Source organism: Terrabacter terrigena (assembly GCF_042676085.1).
Lineage (GTDB): Bacteria > Actinomycetota > Actinomycetes > Actinomycetales > Dermatophilaceae > Terrabacter > Terrabacter terrigena.
In genome coordinates this window covers 801,337-823,580 of record NZ_JBHTKH010000001.1, presented here as the reverse complement: position 1 = coordinate 823,580, position 22,244 = coordinate 801,337, and the positions used below count along the sequence as shown (strand labels likewise).

The following is a 22,244-nucleotide window of genomic DNA, read 5'->3' as shown; positions in this document are numbered from 1 at the left end:
TGCGAGACGCACCCGGCGGCCCCGGCCACCGCTGTGGCGGCGCTGCAGCAGGTCACCCGCGACCGGCTCGGCCCGGGGGTGCGGGGCGTCGACGAGGTCGGGAATCTGTCTGTGTCGCAACGGTCGTGCACGGCCCCGTGCCCGGCGAGGCGACCGAACGCGAGCAGGTCTTCACGGGACGCCGGGTGTCGGCCGCGGCTGAGCTGCAGCCGCGCACGCCTCGAGGCGGCGGCCGACCCGGCGGCATACGAAAGCCGGACCGGTGTCCCGCCCCCCACGACGAAGGACACCGGCCCGGCTCCTCGGGGCGCACGTGCACCCCGATGCGCTCAGCGGCGGTCGAGGATCTCCCGGGCCGCAGAGGTGATGCCCTCGGCGCTGATGCTGAAGTGGTCGAGCAGCCACTCGACCGGGCCCGTCGGTGCGAACGTGTCCGGCACACCGACGAAGCGGAGCAGCGTCGGGCGCCGTGTCGAGAGGTACTCGGCGACGGCGCCGCCGAGCCCGGAGGTGAGGGCCTCCTCGACGGTCACGATGCCGGCCGTCTCCTCGGCGGCTGCCAGCAGAGATTCGCCGTCGAGGGGCTTGATCGTCGGCATCGCCAGCACGCGCGCGCTCGCGCCTTGCGCCTCGAGGAGATTCGCGGCGGCAAGCGCGCGAGCGACGGCCGTGCCAGTGGCGACGACCGTGACGTCGTTGCCCTCGCGGAGCTGAACCGCGCGGCCGGGCTCGAACCGGTAGCCCTCGGGCATGACGTCCGGCACGCCCATCCGGCTGACCCGGATGAAGACGGGGGAGCCCGCGCCGGCGGCCCAGCGGACGGCCTGGGCCGTCTCGGTCGGGTCGGTCGGCACGATGACCGTGAGACCGGGGATCGACCGGAGCCAGGCGAGGTCCTCGATCGAGTGGTGGGTCGGGCCGAGCTCGCCGTAGGCCATGCCCGGGCTCTGTCCGATGAGGACCATGTGGTGCTGCGAGTACGCCGCGTCGACCTTGATCTGCTCCATCGCCCGGGCCGTGAGGAAGCAGGCCGCGGCCGAGACGAACGGCACCTTGCCGCCGTTGGCGAGCCCGGCGCCGACCCCCACCATGTCCTGCTCGGCGATGCCGACGTTGACGAGCCGCTCGGGGAACCGCTCCTGGAACGGGGCGAGCTTGCTCGAGCCGACCGAGTCGTTGACGACGGCCACGATGCGGTCGTCGGCCTCGGCGAGCTCGATGAGGGCGGTGACCCACGCGTCGCGGCAGTCGTGCAGAGAGACGGGGGTGGCGGGCGCGGTGGTGGCGGTCATGACTGCTCCAGCTCGGAGAGGGCCTGGGCCACCTGGTCGGCCGAGGGGACCTTGTGGTGCCAGGCGACGTTGTCGGACATGAACGAGATCGGGTGGCCCTTCATGGTGTGCGCGATGACTGCCGTCGGCTTGCCTGACGCCGCAGGCACGTTGGCGAAGACGTCGAGCAGCGCCCCGTGGTCGTGACCGTCGACCTCGACGACCTCCAGGCCGAACGCGGCGAGCTTGTCGGCGAGCGGCTCGAGGTCGTTGGTGTCGGCGACCCGCGCGCCCTGCTGCAGGCGGTTCCGGTCGACGACGACGCACAGGTGCGACAGGCGGTGGTTGCCCGCCGTCATGAGGGCCTCCCAGTTCGAGCCCTCCTGCAGCTCACCGTCGCCGACGACGACGAACGTACGCCGCGCCGACCCGTCGAGCTTGCCGGCGAACGCCGTGCCGACCGCGATGGGCAGCCCGTGCCCGAGCGGGCCGGTGCTCGCCTCCACAGCCGCGATCTTCGTGCGGGCTGGGTGCCCGTTGAGCTGCGACTGCGGTTGCATGAAGGTCTCGAGCTGCGACGGCTCGAGGAACCCGGCCATGGCGAGGGTCGTGTAGAGCGCTGCGGCCGCATGTCCCTTCGAGAGGATGAAGCGGTCGCGCTCGGGGTCGTCGAGCTGGCCGGGTGAGACGTTCATGGCCTGCAGGTAGAGGGTCACCAGGACGTCTATGACCGAGAACTCGCCGCCGATGTGTCCGAGCCCTGCGGCGCGCACCATCTCGATGTCGCGCCGCCGGACGAGGCGGGCGGCCTCGACGAGGTGGGCGACCGCCTGCTCGCGCGTCGCGTCGGCGGGCACACGCCCGAGAACGGTCAGCGTGTCGTGCGGCACGGCCTGCGCGTCGACGTGGGGGACGAGGTCCTCGGTCGTCGTCATTCCTCGCCCCTGATGTTCGCGAAGAGCACGTCCTGGACGAGCCTCTGGGCGCCGAGGGCGTCCTGGCGCGACTGCGCCTCGCGCAGCGCCTCGATGTCGAGCTGCTCGAGGGAGCGGTAGATCGCCTTGAGGAAGCGGATGGAGAGCTTCGCCGCCTCGACGGTGTCCTCGCGGAAGGGGAACTGGTCGAGCTGCCAGACGCCCTCCCACCCGTTGACCTTGAGCGTGTAGAAGTACTCGAACAGCTCGATCGGATGCACCGTGCCGACGACCATGTCGTCGTCCCAGCTGCGCAGGTTGTCGTTGACGTCCATGGCCCAGAGCAGTCCGTGGTCGATGAGGAGCTGCGCTGCGGCAGCGGGGGACTCGCCGCCGAAGAGGGCGTGCCCGAAGTCGAGGAGCACGCCGACGTTGTCGACACCCATCGCCTTGATGCCGAGGGCGGTCTTGGCCGCGGAGTCCCAGAACATCTTGTTGCGGGGCTCGCGCGGCTTGTACTCGATGACGATCTTGATGTCGGGGTTGGCCTGGGCGAGCTCGCGCATGCCGGAGACCGCCAGCTCCCACTGGTCGTGGTGGTTGACCTGCAGCGGGTAGTCCCAGCCGTCCTGGCCCGGCCACACCTTGAGGTACTTGGCCTCGAGCGTGCGGACGACGTCGGCGGCCTCGTTGAGGGCGGCGAGCGCCGCCGCGCGCACCTCGGGGTCGGGGTTGGTGAAGGCGCCCTTGCTGAATCGACGCATGTAGATCTCGGGAGTGACACCGATGGCCTGCAGCCCGTTGTCGGCCAGGGCCTGCTTGACGTCGTCGACGGTGACGCCCTCGGTGAAGGGGTAGGGCACGTCGACGTAGGACAGGTCACCGACGGAGCCGGCGCGTGCGATCTGCTCCAGGGTGCTCACCTCGGGGGCGTAGCCGTCGGTGGCGTACCGGTCGACGTACGACGCGAAGTGCCACAGGCCCGCTCCGAAGGGTGGGTAGTCGGTCATGGGTCGTTCCTCTCGATGGTCTCGTCGCTCGAAGTCGAATCCGTTTGCGACACAGTCATTCCGCGTGAGCGGGCGATGGCTTGGCCCCAGGCGAGCCGGGCGGCGCGCGATTGGGGGGAGTCGGTGCAGTGCGGGGTGACACGACGCCCGGGCTCGGCCGGCGGCGTTGCGACGCCCAGCTGCTCCGCGGCCAGGCGGGCGGCGCCGAGGGCCGATGCTGCGGGGCTGCTCGCCACCTCGAGCGGTCGGGCGAGCAGGTCCGCCTGGACCTGCATCAGCAGCTGCGACGCCGTCGCGCCGCCGTCGGCGTGCAGGGTCTCGATGCGCGCCGAGCCGTCGGACTCCATGGCCTCGACGACGTCGGCGACCTGGTGTGCCACCGCGTCGAGAGCGGCGCGGGCGAGGTGGCCGCGGGTCGTTCCGCCCGAGACGCCGACGAGGACACCGACCGCCGAACGGTCCCAGTACGGTGCCCCGAGCCCGGAGAACGCGGGCACGAAGCTGACCCCACCGCTGTCGGGGACCTCGGCAGCGAGGGCTGTCAGGTGCGCGCCGCCGGCGGTGCCCTCGGGGACGCCGAGCGTCGCGGCCATCCAGTCGAGCGCAGATCCTGACGCGACGATGTTGCCCTCCCGGGCGTAGGTTGCCCGGCCACCGACGTGCCAGGCGACCGTGGTGGCGATGCCGTGCGGCCCCGGCTCGGGGTCGCTGGTCGGGCTCATGACCGACGTTCCGGTGCCGTACGTGGCCTTTCCGGTGCCGGGGGTCGTGCATCCGTGGTGGTAGAGGGCGGCGTGCGAGTCGGCGAGCACCGCGAGAACGGGGACGCCGCCGGCCAGCCGTCCGTGCAGCGTCGAGGTGACACCGAAGGTCGCGTCGGACGGCCGCAGCTCGGGCAGGTGGGAGGCGTCGATGCCGAAGAGCGTGAGCAGCTCGTCGTGCCACGTCAGGCTGGCGAGGTCGAGCAGCAGGGTGCGAGAGGCGTTGCCCGGCTCGGTGACGTGCTGACCGGTCAGACGCCAGACCAGCCACGAGTCGACGGTGCCGACCGCGACGTCGCTCGGGTCGGCGCCCCCTGCCACGGCGGCGTCGATGAGGTTGCGGAACTTCGGGGCGGAGAACATGGGGTCGAGCGACAGGCCGGTGCGGTCCCGCACGGTCCGGGCCGCTGTGGGCTGGCGTTGCGCGAGGTCGGCGCACCAGGCCGCGGTGCGGGCGTCCTGCCAGCCGAGGGCCGGGCCCAATGGGCGGCCCTCGCTGCGACTCCAGCACACGACGGTCTCGCGCTGGTTCGAGACGCCGATGCCGAGCACCTCCGCGTCGGGCTGCTGGGCGAGGCACGCGTCGATGGCGGCGAGACTCGCGGTCCAGAGGCACTCGGCGTCCTGCTCGACCCACCCGGGTGCGGGGAAGCCGATGCTCGTCGGTGCCGAGGCCTGCGCGACGACCAGGCCGGACGCCGCGTCGACCAGCATGGCCTTGGTGTTCGTCGTGCCCTGGTCGATGGCAAGCACCGCCCCGCCTCGCGTTGCCCCGCCTCGCGTTGCCCCGCCTCGCACGGGACGCGGGGCCTCCGAGCTCGTCATCGAATATCCATTCGCTAGTGAATGAAGAAGTCCTCAGATTAGGGGGCGCGCGTGCCGGGTGTCAACGGTCCGCCGCCGCGCCGGACGTACGACGGGCGGGCGGCGGCGGGGGCGGGCGACGGCGGGCGGCGGCGGGCGGGAGCCAGGACGCAGGTGGCCGGCTCGCGGGGTGCGAGCCGGCCACCGGCTGATGCTTCGGTCGTGCGCGAGGGCGTACGCGCGTACGCCATCAGGGTCAGCGCGACGCGCTGCGGAGGTAGTCCGCCGTCGCGCTGTCGGTCACGAGCGTGTTGATCCATCCGCCGAGCAGGGCCGCCCGGATCGCCTCGTGCTTGCGGCGGCCGCCGGCCACGCCGATGCGGCGGGGGATCCGCAGCAGGGCCGCACTGTCGATGCCGAGGATGCGGTCGTCGAGGTGGCTCTGCACCGGGGCGCCCTCGCCGTCGAAGTAGCGCATGCAGACGTCGCCCACCGCGCCGGCGCGGCGCAGGAGGTCCTCGTCCTCCGAGCTGACTGCGTTGCCGCTGGCACGGAGCAGGGCCGAGGGCAGGAGGCTGCCGATACCGGCCAGCAGGACCGTGAGGTTCGGGAAGGCCTCGATCGCCTGCGCGATGCTGGCCTCCTCGAGCAGGGCGCGACGGGTCGCGTCCGAGGTGACGAGCCCGGGTGCGGGCAGGTACGTCGCCTGGGCGCCCGTGACCTGCACGAGCCGACCCACCAGGTGGGTCGCCCTGGCCTGGGCGGAGGGCTGGCCGAGGCCGCCGAGCACCTGCACCACCGACTCGCACTCGTGGCTCGTGCGCGGCCGCATGGAGTCGACCGTCGCCAGGAGGGTGGAGCTCCACGAGGAGACGCCGATGCGGTCGCCACCGGCCAGCGTCGTCTCGAGGTAGAACGCGGCGGCGGCCCCGAGCGCCGGGGCGATGACGAACTCGTCGTCCTCCTCGCCGGTGTCGGCGACGACCACCTCGAGCAGGCCGTACTGCTGCTCGATCTCGTCCTCCACCTCGGCGAAGACGCCGCGTGGGGCCACGACCGTCGTGCGCACGATGCCGGTGGCGACGGCCTTCTTGAGCAGGCGGGAGACCCGCGGCTGCGAGATGTTGAGCCGCTTGGCGATCTCCGGCTGTCGGACGCCCTGCTCGTGGTACATCCGGGCGATCTTCGTCATGAGCCGGGTGTCCTCGGACGTGGCGAAGGCGGTCGCAGCCGCGTCGCCGGCCTCCAGCGGGTTGACCATCATGCCTCCGGAGTCGCGGGACGGGTCGCGGCAGATTCTCGCACGGTGGGGCGCGTTCGCCCACGGCTCGCGCGGTTCGCCGGCGCCCGGAGTGGGGTGGGACGGCCTCGTGCCACGGCGCGACCTCCAACCGTCCCTCTGGGCCTTGGGAATTCAGTAACGAATGTACATTCGTCGCGCTCGTGGAAGTAGCGCTCAGCGGTATGCCGCTGCATGCCGTCGACGCCGTCCCGTGGGACGCACCTGCGCCGTGCCCGCCTGCCCCGAGCGGGCAGCGGGTCTAGCCGACCCTGGGCTGCGGCTTGAAACGCCGGACCTCGTGTGGCCAGCCGCAGGCCTCGGCGATCCTGGCGGCCCACATCTTGGCCGTCTCGTCGTCGGGCACGTCCACGACGGCGAACCCGCCCAGCCACTCCTTGGTCTCGACGTACGGACCGTCGGTGACCATCACGCCTGCGTCGGAGCTGCCGTTCGGGTCCGCGGCGTAGACCGGGCCGTCCTCCTCCTCGAGACCTCCGGCGAAGACGTACACCCCGGCCGCCCTCATGTCGTTCACGACTCCCATGGCCAGGGGCCCTCGTCCGCGGAACCACTCCTCCGAGTGGTCGCCCACCCACTGCTGGTTGAAGTACAGGAGGTACTCGGCCATGTCTGCTCCTTCGGTTGCTGGCGGTCCGGGCTGGTCCACGGCCGCGTCGACACCTCCTACACGAACGGGGGCAGGCGAGATCGACAGGGTCGTCCGGGCGAGCGTATGACGAGTCGGCGGGACGTGACCCCGACCGGTACCCTCGACTCCGACAGTGATACCCGCAGGGGTATCCAACCCTCAGGAGAGCTCCATGTGCCGTCCCGCCACCTGTTCCACCTGCGGCAAGACGACGTGGGCCGGCTGCGGCCAGCACGTCGACCAGGTCATGGCCCGCGTCGCGCCCGGCGACCGTTGCCCCGGCCACGCCGACACTCGCGCGCCCGCCGCCCGGTCCTTCTTCTCCCGCCTCCTCGGCCGCGGCTGACCGCAGCCGACCGTTCGCCGTGCTCGCCTTCGGAGCCTCCTCGGCGAGCTGCTGCGGCACGCCCCCCGACGGTCGGCAACGGTGCGTAGCCTGAGTCAGGTCACCTGACGGCAGGGCCGAGCGACCCGGGAGGTCCGATGAGTCGAGACGAGACCGTGCTGCAAGGCCTGTCGCAGACGCGGGAGTGGCAGGAGGACTTCTACCGCGACCTGCACGCGCACCCCGAGCTGAGCGGGCAGGAGGTCCGCACGGCCGCGAACGTCGCCGAGCGCCTCGGCCAGATGGGGTATGCCGTCCAGCACCTCGGTGGGGCGGTCGTGGGGGTCCTCGACAACGGTCCCGGACCCGTCGTCCTGGCCCGAGCCGACATGGACGCCCTTCCCGTCACGGAGCTCACCGACCTGCCGTACGCGTCCGGCGAGACCTCCACCGACGAGACCGGTGCCGTCGTGGGCATCTCGCACGCCTGCGGCCACGACGTCCACGTCACGTGCCTGCTCGGCGCCGCCGAGCTGCTCGCACGGGGTGTGTCGGAATGGGGCGGGACGTTCGTCGCCGTCTTCCAGCCGGCGGAGGAGACGGCCGCAGGCGCGCAGTCGATGCTCGACGCGGGTTTGGTCGATGCGATCCCACGACCCGAGGTCGCCTTCGCGCAGCACGTGCTGGGACTCCGGTCGGGCGCGGTCGGCACCCAGGTCGGCCCCGTTCTCTCGGCCGGAGACAGCATCCGGATCACGTTGTTCGGCAAGGGATCTCACGGTTCCATGCCGCACCTCAGCGTCGACCCGGTCGTGCTGGCAGCGTCGGTCGTGCTGCGGCTGCAGACGATCGTGGCCCGCGAGACGAAGCCCGGGGAGTTCGCCGTGGTGACGGTGGGCAGCAGTGTCGCGGGCACGAAGAGCAACGTCATCGCCGACCGCGCCGTGCTGCTCGTCAACGTCCGCACCTACGACGACGCCGTGAGGAGCCAGGTGCTGGCTGCGATCGAGCGCATCGTCAGGGCCGAGTGCGAGGCCGCCGGCTCGCCCCAGCCGCCGACGTTCGACCACTACGACGAGTACCCGCTGACCGACAACGATGCCGACGTCGCTGAGGCGGTCACCCGAGCGTTCCGCGACCACTTCGGCGACGAGCGCGTCGTCGACCTCGGGAGGGTGACGGCGAGCGAGGACTTCAGCCGGGTGCCCGAGGCGTTCGGGATCCCGTACTGCTACTGGGGCATCGGCGGATTCGCGCCCGGCGTCGAGGCGCCGCCGAACCACTCGCCGTTCTTCGCGCCGCTCATCCAGCCCACTCTCGACACCGGCACCTCGGCCCTGGTCGTCGCCGCCCTGAGCCGACTGGGAGAGCCGGCTCTGTGAGACCGCGGTGATGTCCCTCAGCCGCGACGGGACGCAGTCTGCGGCCACCCCGTGTAGGCCTCGGCCAGGAAACGCGAGCCGGCCTCCGAACCGGTGACCATGGACAGCTCGCCGAGCTGTCGGCGGCGGTCGAAGTCCGTGGCCCCCGGGATGGTGTGCAGCATGCTCGTCATCCAGTAGGAGAAGTGCTGGGCCTTCCAGACCCGTGACTGGGCCCGGGGGCTGTAGGTGTCGAGCACGTCCTTGTCGCCCGTCCGCACGGCCCGCTCGAGCACCTCGGCGAGCACCGTGGCGTCGGCGAGAGCGAGGTTGAGTCCCTTGGCCCCGGTGGGCGGCACCGTGTGCGCTGCGTCGCCGGCGAGCAGCATGTTGCCGTGGCGCATCGGCTCGCACACGAAGCTGCGGAAGCGCAGCACCGTCCTGTCGGTGATCGCCCCTTCCTTCAGGCTGAAGCCGTCGGGCCCGCTCACCCGGGCCTGCAGCTCCTGCCAGATGCGGTCGTCGCTCCACGCATCGACGTCCTCGTCGGGGTCGCACTGGAAGTACATCCGCTGCACGGTCTCCGAGCGCTGGCTGATGAGGGCGAAGCCACGGTCGGAGTGCGCGTAGACGAGCTCGGGGGCGCTGTGCGGCGCCTCGCAGAGGATGCCGAACCAGGCGAAGGGGTACTCGCGCGAGAACTGCCGCCGTTGGGCCTCCGGGATCTCGTGGCGGCACGTGCTGCGCGAGCCGTCCGCGCCCACGAGGTAGTCGCACTCGACGACCTGCTCCGCACCGGAGGAGTCGGTGAAGCAGATGCGGGGCCGCTCGCCGAGGAGGTCCTCGACGCGGGTCCCCCTGACGCCGAACCGCACGTCCGCGCCGGCGCGTTGCCGTGCGGCCGCCAGGTCGATGAAGACGTCGGTCTGTGGGTAGAGCCAGGTCGACTCGCCGACGAGCCCCTTGAAGTCGATCCGGTGACCGACGCCCCCGAAGCGCAGCTCGATCCCGTCGTGTGGGTGGCCCTCACGCAGGACGCGGTCGGACACACCCGTGTCGACGAGAAGGCGCACGCTGTCCGACTCGAGGATGCCGGCACGCACCGTCTGCTCGATCTCGGCGCGCGTGCGGTTGTCGACGGTGACCGAGTCGATCCCGGCCCGGTGCAGCAGGTGCGACAGCATCAGACCGGCGGGGCCGCCGCCGACGATGCCGACGGTCGACCGCGTCCTCGAGGTCCGGTTCATGTGGAGGGTCCTGGTTCCCGCGCCTCGGTCTGCGGGGCAGGCTGCGACCGGAGCGCGGCGAGCTCCGACCGCGACCGCACGCCGAGCTTCGCGTAGATCCGTGTCAGGTGGTACTGCACCGTCTTGGCCGACAGGAACAGCTCGGCGGCCACCTCCTTGTTGGTGCGCCCGCTCGCCACGAGCGATGCGACGACCTCCTCCTGCGTCGTCAGCTCGTCGTGCTCGCGGTGCTGCCGCACGACGTGGACGCCGCCGGCAGCGAGCTCGCGGTCGCAGCGGGCCACGTAGGTCGCGGCGCCGAGGGCGAGGTACTCCTCGCGTGCGGTCGCGAGAACCACGTCGGCCTCGGCACGTCGACCCGCTCGGCGCAGGGTCTGCCCGTAGGAGAAGTGGACACGGGCGCGGTCGTACGCCAGCGGCAGGGGGGCCAGGAGGGCAAGCGCGCGCTCGAAGCACTCTCGCGCGGCATCGAGGTCGCCCCGGCTGCCGTGCCAGCGTCCACGGGCGCAGGCAAGCCGTGCCGAGGCCGAGTCGTGGGCGGCGGCCGCGGCTCGTTCCTCGTGCAGGCGCAGGAAGGCGTCCGCGTCCTCGGACCGTCCGACCAGCACGAGGGCGTTGGCGTGGACGTCGGCCCACGGCCAGAACCCGGGGGCGTCGATCCAGCCCCGGGCCCACGGCTGGGTCAGGGGCGTCAGGGCGCGTACGACGCCCGCGTAGTCGGCACGGGCCTCGCTCAGCGCGGCGCAGCCCAGGGCGGCGGGGACGCGCATGACCGCGTAGCCGCGCGTGCCCGCCTCTCCGGCGCAGGCGCTGTGCTCGGCAGCAGCCCAGTCACCGCGCAGGGCGTACACCTGCGTGCGGGTCCACTCCATGAGCGGGACGAGCAGCTGGGTGCCGGAGCGACGGGCCAGGTCGGCGCCGTTCGACGCAGTGGCTACGGCGGCCGTCCAGTCACCGGTGGCGAACTGGGCCCGGGCGAGCCAGGCCCAGGCCCACAGCGAGATCCGCAGCGACCCCCCGCCGGGGTCGCTCGCTGCGGCCCTCTCGAGCTCCTCGACGGCCGAGTCGGGGTCGTCGGCAACGAGGTGGAGCCACCCCGAGGCCATCACGACGCGTTGTGCCACCAGCCCCTCGGGCAGGCGAGCGAGCAGGTACTCGTACTCCGCCAGGGCGGTGGCCACGTCACCACCCGCAGCGACGCCCAGTCCGCGGATCGCCGCCGCCTCCATGGCAGCCGGCGTTCCGGGCGCCACCGCCGCGGCGCGGTCAGCCCACTCGACGACGTCGAGGGCACGACAGCGAGCCAGGGCGTGCAGCACGTGGCGCTGGGCCACGACGGCCGCCGTTGTGGGGTCGCGCCGCTCGTTGACGAGGTCCCAGGCGCGACGGAGCTTGTGCTCCGCCTCCGCCGGTCGGCCTCGCACGACTGCGAGGTAGCCGAGGGCCGCGTCGCGCTGCGGGGTCTCGCGCAGCGTCTCGACCTCGGCGAGGAAGCGCGCGGCCCGGGGCACGTCGCCGGCCCCGACGAGGGCGTCGACGGCCGCGACGAGACGCGCCCCCGACAGGTCGCGGTCGGCGCTCGCGCGAGCCGCGACGAGCAACAGGTCCGCGGCGGCCGCCCAGGCGCCGTCCGTCGCCTTGCGCGTGGCCTCGACCTCCAGCCGCGTGGCCAACGCCGCGTCGGGCCGGGGGTCGGCGAACCACGTGTGTCGAAGCGCGACCGCCGGGTCCGGGACCACAGCGGCCGCACGCAGGTGCAACGCGGCGCGGTCGCCGGGCTCGATCGCATCGAGGACGGCGCGGCGCGAGACCGGGTCCTCCAACCGCACCGAGCAGCCGAGCTCGTCGAGCTGGCGGAGCAGACCCTCGCGCACGCACTCACGGACGGCGAGCGTGGCCGCGCCCACGGCTGCCACCTCGGCGGCCTGGCTCACCTCCACGCCGTGGGCCTGACGGTCGCCGAGCTCGAGCACCGCGACCGACTGGACCAGACGGCGTGCGTCGTCGCCCAGAGACGTCACGGCGGCCCGGACCGCCCGGGCCGCCGTCGGCGGAGCCGGGAGCACGAGCAAGGGCGCCTCCCAGTCCCTCGGGGCCACCACGTCGAGCATCTCGACGACATTGCGGACTCGGCCGCCGCAGTGGCGCAGCAGCCGCTCCACCTGCAGCGCAGGCAGGTTCAGCCCTCGCCGCTCCGCGAGTGGCGTGACGTCGTCGAAGGCCAGTGGAGCGAGCCGGACGACGTGGTCGGCGGCAGCGAGGACCATGTCGTGCAGCAGCCCGTCGCCGAGGCCGTATGCCGTGTCGTCTCCGCGGGCGGGCACCCCGACGTTCTCGTCGCACCACCCGAGCACGACGAGCACCCGCGCGGCCCCCGGCCGACGGGTGAGGCTGACGAGCGACTGGACGGAGGAGGTGTCGGTGTGGTGCGCGTCCTCGAGGACGACGACGAGGTCCCAGCCTTCGGCCCCGACCGTGACCTCAGCCAGCATGTCCTCTGCTGCAGAGAGCGGTGAGAAGACGGACTCGCTCCGGTCGCGCGCAGGCAGCAGGGAACGCAATGCTGCACCCGGTTGCGCTCTCTCCCAAGGAAGCCCGAGGAGTCGCTGCACCCTGGACGCGGGCACGCGGCTGTCCTCTCCGCACTCGTCCGTGAAGGCGCGCAGGAAGGTGGTGAGGCCTCCACCCGCCGGGGCGGTCACGACGACGAGCGTCGAAGTGGCAGGCGCCGGTGCGCCGACACGTTCGACGAGCGCATCGACCTCCCGTCGGCGCGTCGGCAGCAGCTTTGTGGGCGTCACACGGCCACGGTAGGCCCGGTCCGCCGCTCCCGGCGGCGTGGGCGAGCGCCGAGCGGGACGCGTCACCGCTCAGCCCATGTCGCCGCCCGCCACGGGGAGCACCGTCCCGGTGATGTAGGACGCCTCGTCGGAGGCGAGGAACGTGATCGCCGCGGCCTGCTCGTCCAGGGTCCCGTAGCGACCCATGAGCGACGAGCCGAGCGTCTGCTCGATGTGGGCGTCGAACCACCCCCGCTCCTGCTCGTTGCGGGCCGCGGGAGTGCCCCGCAGGATGCGGCGCGGCGGGGCCTCGGTGCCACCGGGCGCCGTCGCGACCACCCTGATTCCGTGCTCGGCGTACTCCATCGCGAGCGACGCGGTCACGGCGTTGACCGCGCCCTTGGCCGCGGAGTAGGGAATGCGGTGGATCCCGCGCGTCGCCGCCGACGAGACGTTGACGATGACGCCTCGCTGGGCGGCCACCATCCACGGCAGGACGGCCCGTGTCGTGAAGAGCGTCGTCACGAGCGAGCGCTCGAGCTCGGCGCGGATCTCGGTCTCGGTGAACTCGGTGAACGGCTTGAAGTTGATCGCACCGCCGACGTTGTTGACGAGCACGTCGACCCGGCCGAAGCGGTCGATGGCGCGGCGCGTCAGCTCCTCACTGCCCTCCCAGGTCTCGAGGTCGCAGGTGACCGCCAGGGCGTCGTGTCCGTCGGCCCGCAGCTCGTCCGCCACCTCGGCGACCAGCTCCGACCGGTCCGCGAGGACGAGCAGCCCACCTTCGGCGCCGATGCGACGGGCCACCTGCGCGCCGATCCCCTGGGCAGCGCCGGTGACGACGACGACGGTGTCGTCGAAGCGTCCGGGGGAGATGTGTGCCGGTCGGGTGGTGCGGGTGGGTCCGGCCATCGCGCGACGCATCGTGAGCTTGGAGCGCTCCGCGTGCGCCGCGATGAGTCCTCGGGCGCGCTCGCGGTCGGCGGCCTCGAAGGCTTCGACGATCTCGACGTGGTCGGTCGCGCAGCGCGGGTGGCACCAGGTGGCGGTGCGCAGGGCCTCCTCCATCCGACCCTTGACGCCCAGCGCCTGGTACGCCTGCAGCAGGTGGGCGTTGCGGGTCTGCGCGAAGAGGTAGTCGTGGAAGGCGGCGTTCGCCTCGGTGTACGCGTGGGCGTCGACGAAGCGGTCGCCCTGCACGTAGGGCAGCGTCGACTCGGCGAGCAGCCGGTAGCCGGCGAGCTGCTGCGAGCCGAGCCGTCCGATCGTCAGCTCCAGCGCGCCGAGCTCGAGCGCCTGTCGGGCCTCGAACACGGCGTCCGAGGACTGCACGTCCGGGTGCTCCTCGCCGATCTGGTAGCCGTCGGACGCCGTGTCGGACCCCGCGTCGGACGCCGCGTCGGACGACGTGTCGGGCACCGCGTCGGTGGCGCCCGCTGCCGAGAAGAGGACCTGCTTGGCGATGCGGCGCACGGAGGCGCCATCGTCCGGTGTCGGGAAGGGGCCCGTCCACGGGGCGATGTCCGCCGCGGGGAGGACGCCCTGGCCGGCGATGGCTCGTGCCTCGCGCGTCGGCAGCAGCTCCTCCGGATCGCGGTGCGGCTCCTGCTCTCCCGGCTGCGCGTGGCTCTTTCCGGGCGCCCCGGACGGCTCGGCCCGGGCCGGGGTGGACGCGGAGGCGAGGGCGAACTTCTCGTAGTAGAAGCCGGTCGGCTCGGTGCCCCCCTCGAACACGTGGGTGCGCACCGCCTCGACCATCGGTGGCGGCCCGCAGAGGTAGATGGCGACGTCGCCGTCGTGGAGGTGCTCCGGGCCGATGAGGCTCGTGACGTAGCCCTTGTTCGCCGCCGAGCTGTCGGGGTCGGAGACGCAGTGGTCCCAGGTGAGGTTGGGCAGTCCCTCGGCGGCGCGCTCGACCTGGTCGAGGGCCACGAGGTCCTCGTCGGTGCTGACGCCGTAGACGAGGTGGGCGTGCCGTTCGCTCGAGGCCGCGCTCAGGGTGCGCAGCATCGACAGGACCGGAGCGAGCCCGGTGCCGCCTGCGAGCAGCAGCACCGGCCGCTCGGTCTCGCGCAGGAAGAACGACCCGTGCGGCCCGGTGAAGCTGACCGCGTCACCGACAGCGGCGCGCTCGTCGAGGTATGTCGACATCGCGCCGCCCGGCGTCAGCTTCACGAGGAAGGTGAGGCGCTCCTCGTGCGGGGCGTTGCTGAAAGAGTACGAGCGGCTGACGTCGGTGCCGGGAACGGCGATGTTGACGTACTGCCCCGGCAGGAAGGCGAGCTCGCCCCGGTTCGCGATCTCGACGGCGACCTCCACCGTCGTGCGCGACAGGCGTTCGAGACCGACGAGGGTGCCGGCATACGTCGTCGCCCTGGTCCTGGCGACCTCCGAGGTGCTCGCCACCTGCAGCACGAGGTCCGAGCGCGGCCGCATGCTGCACGGCAGCACGAACCCGCGGTCGGCCTCGTCCTGGCTGAGGGCGTCGTCGATGTACGTCCCGCCGTCGTACTGTCCCGACTCGCAGAAGGCCTTGCAGGTGCCGCAGGCACCGTCGCGGCAGTCGAGCGGGATGTTGATGCGCTGGCGGTACGAGGCGTCGGCGACGGTCTGGTCCTCGCGGCAGGTGACGAACCGCGTCACGCCGTCCTCGAAGGACAGGGCGACCTGGTGCTTCGCGACGTCGATGTCGTTGACAGTCATGGTTCCCCGCTCAGAAGTGGTAGATGTCGACCACGTGGTGGATGTAGTCGTTCTTCAGCACCACGGTCTTGCGGCGGATGAGGGGCGTGTCGCCCGAGAAGTCGATCGTGTAGAACGACGTGCCGTAGTACGGGTCGACCGTCTTGTAGCGGAAGTACATCGTGTGCCAGTTGAAGCGCACGTCGACGAGGTCGCCACGTCGCTCGATGACCTCGACGTTGCTGATGTTGTGGCTGGTGCGCGGCTCGGGGAGCGAGGTCGCCGAGCTGCGCTCGGTGCGGATGCGGAACACCCGGTCCTCGAGGCCGCCCTTGTTGGCGTAGTAGATGAGCGAGATGTCGCGCTGCGGGTCCTCGACGAGGTCGTCGTCGTCGGTCCAGGCCGGCATCCAGTAGACGCAGTCGTCGGCGTAGCAGCCGAGCCACTTCTCGAACTCGCGGTCGTCGAGGTGGCGGGCCTCGCGGTAGAGGAACTGTTCGATGTGGTTCTGCGTGACCAGCTTCTCGCGTGTGCCTTGCTGTTCGGTGACGGTCATGAGTGCTTCCTCCGCGACGCCTCGGCGGCCGCGTCCTGCTCGGCCCGGGTCTGCTCCTTGTCCATCGCGGCCCGCATCGTGTCGCGCCAGTAGCGGTGCTGCACCGGGTAGAGGCCCTCGTCCTCGTTCTTGACGCCGGCGGAGACGACGTCGGTCATGCCCAGCGACAGTGCCACCTCGTCGGGGCCGTCGAGCCAGTGCTGGGCGCCGCGGCTCATGTCGTTCCACGGGGCCGCGGTGGCCCGGAACGTCAGCTGGCAGGAGCGGAACTCCTCGAGGTCGTCGGGGGTGGCCATGCCCGAGGCGTTGAAGAAGTCCTCGTACTGCCGTATCCGCCACGCCCTCGACTCGGGGCTCTCACCCTTGGGCGCGATGCAGTAGATGGTGACCTCGGTCTGGTCGGGCGCGATCGGCCGGAAGTGCCGGATCTGCGTCGAGAACTGGTCCATCAGGTAGACGTTCGGGTAGAGGCAGAGGTTGCGTGACCCCTTGACCATGAACTCGCCCTTGGCGTCGCCGAAGCGCTCCTTGAGGTCGTCGAGGCGATCCCACAACGGCCGGTCCTGCGGGTTGCCGGCCCAGGTCCAGAGGCACAGGTGGCCGTTGGGGTAGGACCAGTAGCCGCCGCCGGACTTGCCCCAGCTGCCCGCGTCAAGCGTCTTGGTGCTGTTCGCCGACTCACCGGTGTCTCGTCGCGACGTCGTGGCGGCGTAGTTCCAGTGGGTGGCCGTCACGTGGTAGCCGTCGGCGCCGTTCTCGGCCTGCACCTTCCAGTTGCCGTCGTAGGTGTAGGTCGACGACCCGCGCAGCACCTCGAGGCCTTCCGGGGACTGGTCGACGAGCATGTCGATGACGGTCGTCGTGTCGCCGAGGTGGTCGCGCAGGGGCACGACGTCGGGGTTGAGGCTGCCGAAGAGGAACCCGCGGTAGCTGTCGAAGCGGGCCACCTTCGTCATGTCGTGGGAGCCGTTGGTGCCGAAGGAGTCCGGGTAGCCGGCCCCCTCGGGGTCCTTGACCTTGAGCAGTGTGCCGTCGTTGCGGAACGTCCAGCCGTGGAAGGGGCAGGTCAGCGTCGTGCGGTTGTCGGTCTTGCGGCGGCAGATCATCGCCCCGCGGTGCGCACAGGCGTTGACGAGCAGGTGCAGCTCGCCGTCCTTGTCGCGGGTGATGACGACCGGCTGGCGGCCCATGTGCGTCGTGAGGTAGTCACCGGGGGAGGCGACCTGGCTCTCGTGGGCGAGGTAGACCCAGTTGCCCTCGAAGATGTGCGTCATCTCGAGCTCGAAGAGCTCCTCGTCGGTGAAGATGCGGCGGTTGGCGCGGTAGGTGCCGGTGTCCGGCTCCTCCACCACGGCGTCGGCCAGCTTCGCGCCGACCCGGTCGAGCGTCTCGGTCATGACTCCTCCAGGCGTCCTTGCGTTGGGGTTCCCGGAACTCCACCACGGCCCCGTCGGAGGGTGCACGAGGCAAATGCCTAGTGCTGGGTGAGGGCATGATTGATCAATGAGCGTTATCAGTACGGCAGATCTTGGTCTTTGTGTTTCTGGATCCAGTCGTTCTAGCGTGAACGGCATCCCCGGACGGAGGTGAACCATGGACCTGAGACAGCTCCGCTACTTCGACGTCGTGGCGCAGACGTGCCACTTCGGGCAGGCTGCCGAGCGCCTGCACATCGCCCAGCCGGCCGTGTCCCAGGCCGTGCGCCGCCTCGAGACAGAGCTCGGGGTCGTGCTGCTCGAGCGCACGACGCGCCAGGTCCGTCTCACCGCTGCAGGCGAGTTCTTCCACCAGGAGGTACGCCGCGTGCTCCACGAGCTCGACTCCGCGGTCTCCGCCGTGCGGGGCATCGCCGGCGGCCGTCGCGGCCTGCTGCGCGTCGGCTTCACCGGCACCAGCGCCTTCACCCAGCTGGCCGGGCTGTCGAGGCTGCTGCGCACCGAGCTGCCCGACGTCGCGCTCGAGGTCCAGGCCGACCTGCTGACGCCGGCCCAGGTGGAGCGGCTGCTCGACGGGCGGCTCGACCTCGGGGTGCTGCGCGGCCCGGTCGCCGCACCCGGCATCGAGACACGTCACCTCCTCCAGGAGCAGCTCGTGCTGGCGCTGCCGGCCGACCACCGGCTCGTGCCCGAGCCGGGGCTGGAGGTCGCCGACGTCGCGGTGGACGAGTTCGTCGTCTACGCCGACGCCGGGTCGGCAGTCAACGAGGCGGCGATGGCCAGCTGCCGGCGTGCGGGCTTCGCCCCGGTCGTGGCCCACCGCGCGCCCGGGACCGCCGCCCTGCTCGCGCTCGTGGCCGCCGGGCTGGGTGTCGCGCTGGTGCCCGAGTCGGTGCGCAGCATGCAGCTCGCCGGTGTCGTCTTCCGCGAGGTGCACGACGCACCCAGCATCGACCTGTCGCTCGCCTGGCTCGCCCTCGACCCGTCCCCGCTCGTCGACAGCGCCCTCGACGTCCTGCGCACCCATGGCTTCTTCGACGATGCGTCGCTCCCCACCGCACCCCCCGCAGCAAAGGACGCACCGTGAAGATCGTTGCCGTAGAAGCGATCCCGTTTCGGATCCCATACGTCAAGCCCTTGAAGTTCGCCAGCGGCGAGGTGCACCACGCCGAGCACGTGCTCGTGCGTGTCCGCACGGACGACGGCCTCGTCGGAATCGCGGAGGCACCGCCGCGCCCGTTCACCTACGGGGAGACCCAGCGCGGGATCGTGGCCGTGATCGAGACGATCTTCGCCCCGCAGGTCGTCGGCCTCTCGCTCACCGAGCGAGAGCGGATGTGGGCCCGTCTCGACCGCACCGTCGGCAACCCGACCGCGAAGGCGGCCCTCGACATGGCCGTCTGGGACGCCCTGGGCAGGACGGTCGGGCTCTCGGTGACCGAGCTGCTCGGCGGCTACGGCAACCGCATGCGCGTCTCGCACATGCTCGGCTTCGACCAACCCTCGGCGATGGTCGACGAGGCCCAGCGCGTGCGCGCCCAGCACGGCATAACCACCTTCAAGGTGAAGGTGGGCCGCCGGCCGGTCTCTCTCGACGTCGACGTCGTGCGGGCCCTGCGCGAGGCGATGGGGCCTGACGTCGTGCTCTACGTCGATGGCAACCGTGGCTGGTCGGCCTCCGAGTCGGCGCGAGCCATGCGGCAGATGTCGGATCTCGACCTCGCCTTCGCCGAGGAGCTCAACCCCGCCGACGACGTCGTCGGCCGCCGCTGGCTCGTCGGTCAGCTCGACGTCCCGTTCATCGCCGACGAGTCGGCCACGACTCCCGCCGAGGTGACCCGCGAGGTTCTGGGTGGATCGGCGAACGCCCTTTCCATCAAGACCGCTCGCACCGGGTTCACCGGCTCGCAGCGGGTGCTGCACCTGGCCGAGGGACTCGGGCTCGAGGTCGTCATGGGCAACCAGATCGACGGACAGCTGGGGTCGGTGTGCACCGTGGCGTTCGGTGCCGCGCACCGCCGCACCACGATGCAGGCGGGCGAGCTGTCCAACTTCCTTGACCTGAGCGACGACCTGCTGACCGAGCCCCTGTGCATCGTGGGCGGCGAGCTCGCCGTGCGCCCCGGCGCCGGTCTCGGCGTCGAGATCGACGAGGAGAAGCTTCGGCGCTACCGCGTCGACGCGTCGTGACACCACTGTCATGACGCGAGGCGACGCGACCGACGTCGCCACCACCAGTCCGGAGCATCACCGGAGACCCACCACGAAGAAGGACCGACCATGACCACCGATCTGCACCTCAACGGCGAGGTCGCGACCGCCGCGGCCTCTGGCAACGCCGCCACGGAGCGCTTCGCCAACGACAAGTCCGCCTACGCCGCCGTCAAGGACACGCCTCCGGAGCGGGTCGACCTGCTCGCGCGGTCCGTTCTCGACGCGATCCACGAGACCATCCGGCGCGAGAAGGTGACCTACGACGAGTACAACGCGCTCAAGGCGTGGCTCATCCAGGTCGGCAAGGACGGCGAGTGGCCGCTCTTCCTCGACGTCTGGGTCGAGCACGTCGTGGAGGAGGTCGCCACCGACCACCGCGAGGGCAGCAAGGGCACCATCGAGGGCCCCTACTACGTGCCCGGGGCACCCGAGCAGGGGGCCCGCGGTTCCGTGCCGACCCGCGAGGGCGAGGAGGGCACTGCCCTCACCTGGACCGGCACCGTCACCTCCACCGACGGGACCCCGCTCGACGGAGCCACCATCGAGCTGTGGCACGCCGACAACGACGGCTTCTACTCGCAGTTCGCCCCGGGCATCCCCGAGTGGAACCTCCGCGGCTCGTTCACGGTCGGTCCCGACGGCGTCTTCGAGATCCGGACCATCCAGCCCGCGCCCTACCAGATCCCGACCGACGGGGCGTGCGGCAAGCTCATCGCGGCGGCGGGCTGGCACGCCTGGCGTCCCGCCCACCTGCACGTCAAGGTCTCGGCTCCGGGGCACGAGCAGCTCACGGCCCAGCTCTACTTCCCCGGCGACGAGCACAACGACGACGACATCGCCTCGGCGGTCAAGCCCGAGCTGGTGCTCGACCCCCGCCCGCAGGGCGACGGTGCGGTCGCCGTGGACTACGGCTTCGTGCTGGACCCGGCGCGCGGCTGATGCTCTTCGCAGTCCGCATGGACGTGGACATCCCGCGCGACCTCGACCCCGCCGTGCGGGAGGAGACGGTCGCGCGGGAGAAGGCCTACTCCCAGCAGCTGCAGCGCGCAGGCGAGTGGCGACACATCTGGCGCGTCGTCGGCCGGTACTCCAACATCAGCGTCTTCGACGTGTCGTCGAACGAGCGTCTTCACGACATCCTCTGGGGCCTGCCGCTCTTCCCGTACATGACCATCGAGGTGACGCCGCTCGCGGCGCATCCGTCCCAGGCCTGAGCAGCCGCCGGACGACCACCCGGCACCAGGCGACCGCCGGCTCGGCGAGCTGTGCTGCGTATCGCCAGCCAGAGCACCATCCGGAAGCTGCACGGGGTGGCCCTCGACGTCATCGACTCAGGTGCGGTGGACGTGACCCCGCGCGGTCACGCCCGACCGGGTCAGCGGTCCGAGAGCTCGCCGATGAGCGCTTGCACGCGTCCGCGGATCTCGTTGCGGATCGGCCGGACCTGCTCCAGCCCCTGGCCTGCCGGGTCGTCGAGCACCCAGTCCTCGTAACGCTTTCCGGGGTAGAAGGGGCAGGCGTCACCGCAGCCCATCGTCACGACGACGTCGGCCTCGCGCACGGCCGCGTCGGTCAGCTGCTTGGGTGCCTCGGCGGTGATGTCGATGCCCTCCTCGGCCATGGCCTGCACCGCCACGGGGTTGACCTGGTCGGCTGGGGCGGAGCCGGCGGAGAGCACCTGGATGCGGTCGCCCGCGAGGTGCTGGAGGTAGCCGGCGGCCATCTGCGAGCGGCCCGCATTGTGCACGCAGACGAAGAGGACGGTGGGGCGGCCGGTCGGCTGCTCGTCCTCGCCAGCGGCAGCGGTGGGACCGGTGGCATCGGTGGCATCGGTGGGATCGGTGGCGGTCACGACGGCGCCTTTCGGGCTGGAGGGGCGATGCGGCGTACGGGGTGGAGCAGGGCGACCGCGCCGAGTCCGAGCGCGCCACCGAGCAGCTGGGCGAGCACGAAACCCGGGACGCTGGAGGGCGCGATGCCGGCGAAGGTGTCGGTGACGGTGCGGGCCACGGTGACGGCCGGGTTCGCGAACGACGTGGAGCTGGTGAACCAGTAGGCGGCGGCGATGTAGCCACCGACGGCGTACGCGACGCGGCTGTCGTCGGCACCGCGCAGCGTGCCGAACACGACCACGACGAGACCCAGCGTCGCGACGACCTCGCCGAGCCAGAGTCCGGAGCCGGAGCGGGTGTGCTGGGACACCGTGACGGCCGGCAGGTCGAACATGAGGTTGGCGACCACTGCGCCCAGCAGGCCGCCGGCGACCTGGGCCACGACGAGCCAGGCAGCCGTCCGGGTGCTGATCGTGCCCAGCACCCGTTCGAGCACCGTGACGACCGGGTTGAACGACGCCGAGACCGGATGCAGCGCCAGGATGAGCGCCACCAGGACGGCGCCGGTGGCGACGGAGCTCTCGAGCAGCTGCAGGCCGACGTTGCCGGCGGAGAGCCGGCTCGCCGCGATGCCGGAGCCGATGACGGTGGCGACGAGGAAGGCGGTCCCGACGAGCTCGGCTGCGGCCTTCTGGCGCAGCCTCACGAGGCGGTGCCGGAGATGAGCGTCGCCAGGGAGGACATCGCTGCCGGGCTGGACCGGTAGTAGACCCACACGCCCCGCTTCTCGCGCTCGAGCAGGCCGGCCTCGTGCAGGACCTTGAGGTGGTGGCTGATCGTCGGTTGCGACAGCTCGAACGCGTCGTTGAGGTCACAGACGCAGGCCTCGCCACCCTCGTGCGAGGCAACGAGCGACAGGAGGCGCAGGCGTACGGGGTCGGCGAGCGCCTTGAGCAGTGGCGCGATCCGCTCTGCTGCCGCCCGGCTCAGCGGCTCGCGGCTCAGGGGTGAGCAGCAGGCCACCGCCTCGACGGGGGTGAGGGTCAACATCGAAGGGTTCGACACGTATCGATATTGACAGATGTCGATGTTCGGGTGCAACCTCGCCTCACCATACATC

At 71.6% G+C, this 22,244-nt stretch carries 20 protein-coding genes; 6 read left to right on the top strand and 14 right to left on the bottom strand.

From position 1 onward, the window contains the following. Positions 1 to 329: 329 nt before the first annotated feature. The 6 genes from ACFQ2V_RS03865 to ACFQ2V_RS03840 all read right to left on the bottom strand — a co-directional run bounded on the left by ACFQ2V_RS03865 (position 330) and on the right by ACFQ2V_RS03840 (position 6,670). Positions 330 to 1,292 (bottom strand): transketolase family protein, encoded by a 963-nt coding sequence (locus ACFQ2V_RS03865; protein WP_386050877.1) that lies wholly within the window; start codon positions 1,290 to 1,292, stop codon positions 330 to 332. Further along, positions 1,289 to 2,206, bottom strand: a complete 918-nt coding sequence (locus ACFQ2V_RS03860) for a transketolase (protein ID WP_386050876.1) — start codon at positions 2,204 to 2,206, stop codon at positions 1,289 to 1,291. The genes ACFQ2V_RS03865 and ACFQ2V_RS03860 overlap by 4 nt, the downstream gene beginning before the upstream one ends. Then, positions 2,203 to 3,195 carry a sugar phosphate isomerase/epimerase family protein gene (locus ACFQ2V_RS03855; RefSeq protein WP_386050874.1) on the bottom strand — a complete coding sequence of 331 codons (993 nt, stop codon included), beginning with the start codon at positions 3,193 to 3,195 and terminating at the stop codon, positions 2,203 to 2,205. The genes ACFQ2V_RS03860 and ACFQ2V_RS03855 overlap by 4 nt, the downstream gene beginning before the upstream one ends. Continuing rightward, entirely contained in the window at positions 3,192 to 4,709 is a 1,518-nt protein-coding gene (locus ACFQ2V_RS03850) for an FGGY family carbohydrate kinase (protein WP_386050873.1), read from the bottom strand. Before ACFQ2V_RS03850 ends, ACFQ2V_RS03855 begins: the two co-directional genes overlap by 4 nt. Before the next feature lie 307 nt (positions 4,710 to 5,016). Then, on the bottom strand, positions 5,017 to 6,024 hold the full coding sequence (locus ACFQ2V_RS03845) for a sugar-binding transcriptional regulator (RefSeq protein ID WP_386050872.1): 1,008 nt from the start codon (positions 6,022 to 6,024) through the stop codon (positions 5,017 to 5,019). Positions 6,025 to 6,301: 277 nt separating this feature from the next. Then, positions 6,302 to 6,670 carry a YciI family protein gene (locus tag ACFQ2V_RS03840; protein ID WP_386050870.1) on the bottom strand — a complete coding sequence of 123 codons (369 nt, stop codon included), beginning with the start codon at positions 6,668 to 6,670 and terminating at the stop codon, positions 6,302 to 6,304. A 193-nt stretch (positions 6,671 to 6,863) separates the two neighbouring features. On the opposite strand from ACFQ2V_RS03840, the gene ACFQ2V_RS03835 reads away from it, so the two are divergent. Both ACFQ2V_RS03835 and ACFQ2V_RS03830 read left to right on the top strand, forming a co-directional pair. Continuing rightward, positions 6,864 to 7,037, top strand: coding sequence for a hypothetical protein (locus tag ACFQ2V_RS03835; RefSeq protein ID WP_386050868.1), 174 nt, complete (start codon positions 6,864 to 6,866; stop codon positions 7,035 to 7,037). Between the two features lie 137 nt (positions 7,038 to 7,174). Beyond that, a complete protein-coding gene (locus ACFQ2V_RS03830; RefSeq protein WP_386050866.1) occupies positions 7,175 to 8,398 on the top strand; it encodes an amidohydrolase in 1,224 nt (407 codons plus the stop codon). 17 nt (positions 8,399 to 8,415) lie between these two features. Here ACFQ2V_RS03830 and ACFQ2V_RS03825 read toward each other — a convergent pair whose 3' ends face one another. From ACFQ2V_RS03825 to benA, 5 genes are all read right to left on the bottom strand, one after another. Beyond that, the gene (locus tag ACFQ2V_RS03825; RefSeq protein WP_386050864.1) at positions 8,416 to 9,624 is read right to left on the bottom strand and encodes a 4-hydroxybenzoate 3-monooxygenase; all 1,209 of its coding nucleotides are present in this window, start codon (positions 9,622 to 9,624) and stop codon (positions 8,416 to 8,418) included. After that, positions 9,621 to 12,425, bottom strand: coding sequence for a helix-turn-helix transcriptional regulator (locus tag ACFQ2V_RS03820; RefSeq protein ID WP_386050862.1), 2,805 nt, complete (start codon positions 12,423 to 12,425; stop codon positions 9,621 to 9,623). Before ACFQ2V_RS03820 ends, ACFQ2V_RS03825 begins: the two co-directional genes overlap by 4 nt. A 69-nt stretch (positions 12,426 to 12,494) precedes the next feature. Next, entirely contained in the window at positions 12,495 to 15,107 is a 2,613-nt protein-coding gene (gene benC / locus ACFQ2V_RS03815) for a benzoate 1,2-dioxygenase electron transfer component BenC (protein WP_386050860.1), read from the bottom strand. Between the two features lie 10 nt (positions 15,108 to 15,117). Next, the gene (gene benB / locus ACFQ2V_RS03810; protein ID WP_386050858.1) at positions 15,118 to 15,642 is read right to left on the bottom strand and encodes a benzoate 1,2-dioxygenase small subunit; all 525 of its coding nucleotides are present in this window, start codon (positions 15,640 to 15,642) and stop codon (positions 15,118 to 15,120) included. Continuing rightward, positions 15,639 to 17,039 carry a benzoate 1,2-dioxygenase large subunit gene (gene benA, locus ACFQ2V_RS03805; protein ID WP_386050856.1) on the bottom strand — a complete coding sequence of 467 codons (1,401 nt, stop codon included), beginning with the start codon at positions 17,037 to 17,039 and terminating at the stop codon, positions 15,639 to 15,641. Before benA ends, benB begins: the two co-directional genes overlap by 4 nt. Before the next feature lie 196 nt (positions 17,040 to 17,235). Here benA and ACFQ2V_RS03800 point away from each other — a divergent pair, with 196 nt between their 5' ends. From ACFQ2V_RS03800 to catC, 4 genes are all read left to right on the top strand, one after another. After that, the gene (locus ACFQ2V_RS03800; RefSeq protein WP_386050854.1) at positions 17,236 to 18,165 is read left to right on the top strand and encodes a LysR family transcriptional regulator; all 930 of its coding nucleotides are present in this window, start codon (positions 17,236 to 17,238) and stop codon (positions 18,163 to 18,165) included. Positions 18,166 to 18,215: 50 nt separating this feature from the next. Then, positions 18,216 to 19,268 carry a mandelate racemase/muconate lactonizing enzyme family protein gene (locus tag ACFQ2V_RS03795; RefSeq protein WP_386050852.1) on the top strand — a complete coding sequence of 351 codons (1,053 nt, stop codon included), beginning with the start codon at positions 18,216 to 18,218 and terminating at the stop codon, positions 19,266 to 19,268. A gap of 90 nt (positions 19,269 to 19,358) precedes the next feature. After that, positions 19,359 to 20,231, top strand: a complete 873-nt coding sequence (catA, locus tag ACFQ2V_RS03790) for a catechol 1,2-dioxygenase (protein ID WP_386050850.1) — start codon at positions 19,359 to 19,361, stop codon at positions 20,229 to 20,231. Then, positions 20,231 to 20,506 (top strand): muconolactone Delta-isomerase, encoded by a 276-nt coding sequence (gene catC / locus ACFQ2V_RS03785; protein ID WP_386050848.1) that lies wholly within the window; start codon positions 20,231 to 20,233, stop codon positions 20,504 to 20,506. The genes catA and catC overlap by 1 nt, the downstream gene beginning before the upstream one ends. 161 nt (positions 20,507 to 20,667) lie before the next feature. Here catC and ACFQ2V_RS03780 read toward each other — a convergent pair whose 3' ends face one another. From ACFQ2V_RS03780 to ACFQ2V_RS03770, 3 genes are read right to left on the bottom strand one after another with little or no spacing between them, the layout of a single operon-like run. Continuing rightward, positions 20,668 to 21,144 (bottom strand): arsenate reductase ArsC, encoded by a 477-nt coding sequence (locus ACFQ2V_RS03780; RefSeq protein ID WP_386050846.1) that lies wholly within the window; start codon positions 21,142 to 21,144, stop codon positions 20,668 to 20,670. Beyond that, a complete protein-coding gene (locus tag ACFQ2V_RS03775; protein WP_386050844.1) occupies positions 21,141 to 21,830 on the bottom strand; it encodes an aquaporin in 690 nt (229 codons plus the stop codon). The genes ACFQ2V_RS03780 and ACFQ2V_RS03775 overlap by 4 nt, the downstream gene beginning before the upstream one ends. After that, positions 21,827 to 22,174, bottom strand: a complete 348-nt coding sequence (locus tag ACFQ2V_RS03770; RefSeq protein WP_386050843.1) for a metalloregulator ArsR/SmtB family transcription factor — start codon at positions 22,172 to 22,174, stop codon at positions 21,827 to 21,829. Before ACFQ2V_RS03770 ends, ACFQ2V_RS03775 begins: the two co-directional genes overlap by 4 nt. Positions 22,175 to 22,244 lie beyond the last annotated feature (70 nt).

Bases quoted from the DNA above. Each gene is read 5' to 3' on its own strand.
- ACFQ2V_RS03830 (WP_386050866.1), top strand. From the start codon at position 7,175: ATGAGTCGAGACGAGACCGTGCTGCAAGGCCTGTCGCAGACGCGGGAG.
- benB (WP_386050858.1), bottom strand. From the start codon at position 15,642: ATGACCGTCACCGAACAGCAAGGCACACGCGAGAAGCTGGTCACGCAG.
- ACFQ2V_RS03860 (WP_386050876.1), bottom strand. From the start codon at position 2,206: ATGACGACGACCGAGGACCTCGTCCCCCACGTCGACGCGCAGGCCGTG.
- ACFQ2V_RS03800 (WP_386050854.1), top strand. From the start codon at position 17,236: ATGGACCTGAGACAGCTCCGCTACTTCGACGTCGTGGCGCAGACGTGC.
- ACFQ2V_RS03835 (WP_386050868.1), top strand. From the start codon at position 6,864: ATGTGCCGTCCCGCCACCTGTTCCACCTGCGGCAAGACGACGTGGGCC.
- catC (WP_386050848.1), top strand. From the start codon at position 20,231: ATGCTCTTCGCAGTCCGCATGGACGTGGACATCCCGCGCGACCTCGAC.
- ACFQ2V_RS03845 (WP_386050872.1), bottom strand. From the start codon at position 6,024: ATGATGGTCAACCCGCTGGAGGCCGGCGACGCGGCTGCGACCGCCTTC.
- ACFQ2V_RS03865 (WP_386050877.1), bottom strand. From the start codon at position 1,292: ATGACCGCCACCACCGCGCCCGCCACCCCCGTCTCTCTGCACGACTGC.
- ACFQ2V_RS03825 (WP_386050864.1), bottom strand. From the start codon at position 9,624: ATGAACCGGACCTCGAGGACGCGGTCGACCGTCGGCATCGTCGGCGGC.
- ACFQ2V_RS03770 (WP_386050843.1), bottom strand. From the start codon at position 22,174: ATGTTGACCCTCACCCCCGTCGAGGCGGTGGCCTGCTGCTCACCCCTG.
- ACFQ2V_RS03840 (WP_386050870.1), bottom strand. From the start codon at position 6,670: ATGGCCGAGTACCTCCTGTACTTCAACCAGCAGTGGGTGGGCGACCAC.
- benC (WP_386050860.1), bottom strand. From the start codon at position 15,107: ATGACTGTCAACGACATCGACGTCGCGAAGCACCAGGTCGCCCTGTCC.
- ACFQ2V_RS03855 (WP_386050874.1), bottom strand. From the start codon at position 3,195: ATGACCGACTACCCACCCTTCGGAGCGGGCCTGTGGCACTTCGCGTCG.
- benA (WP_386050856.1), bottom strand. From the start codon at position 17,039: ATGACCGAGACGCTCGACCGGGTCGGCGCGAAGCTGGCCGACGCCGTG.
- catA (WP_386050850.1), top strand. From the start codon at position 19,359: ATGACCACCGATCTGCACCTCAACGGCGAGGTCGCGACCGCCGCGGCC.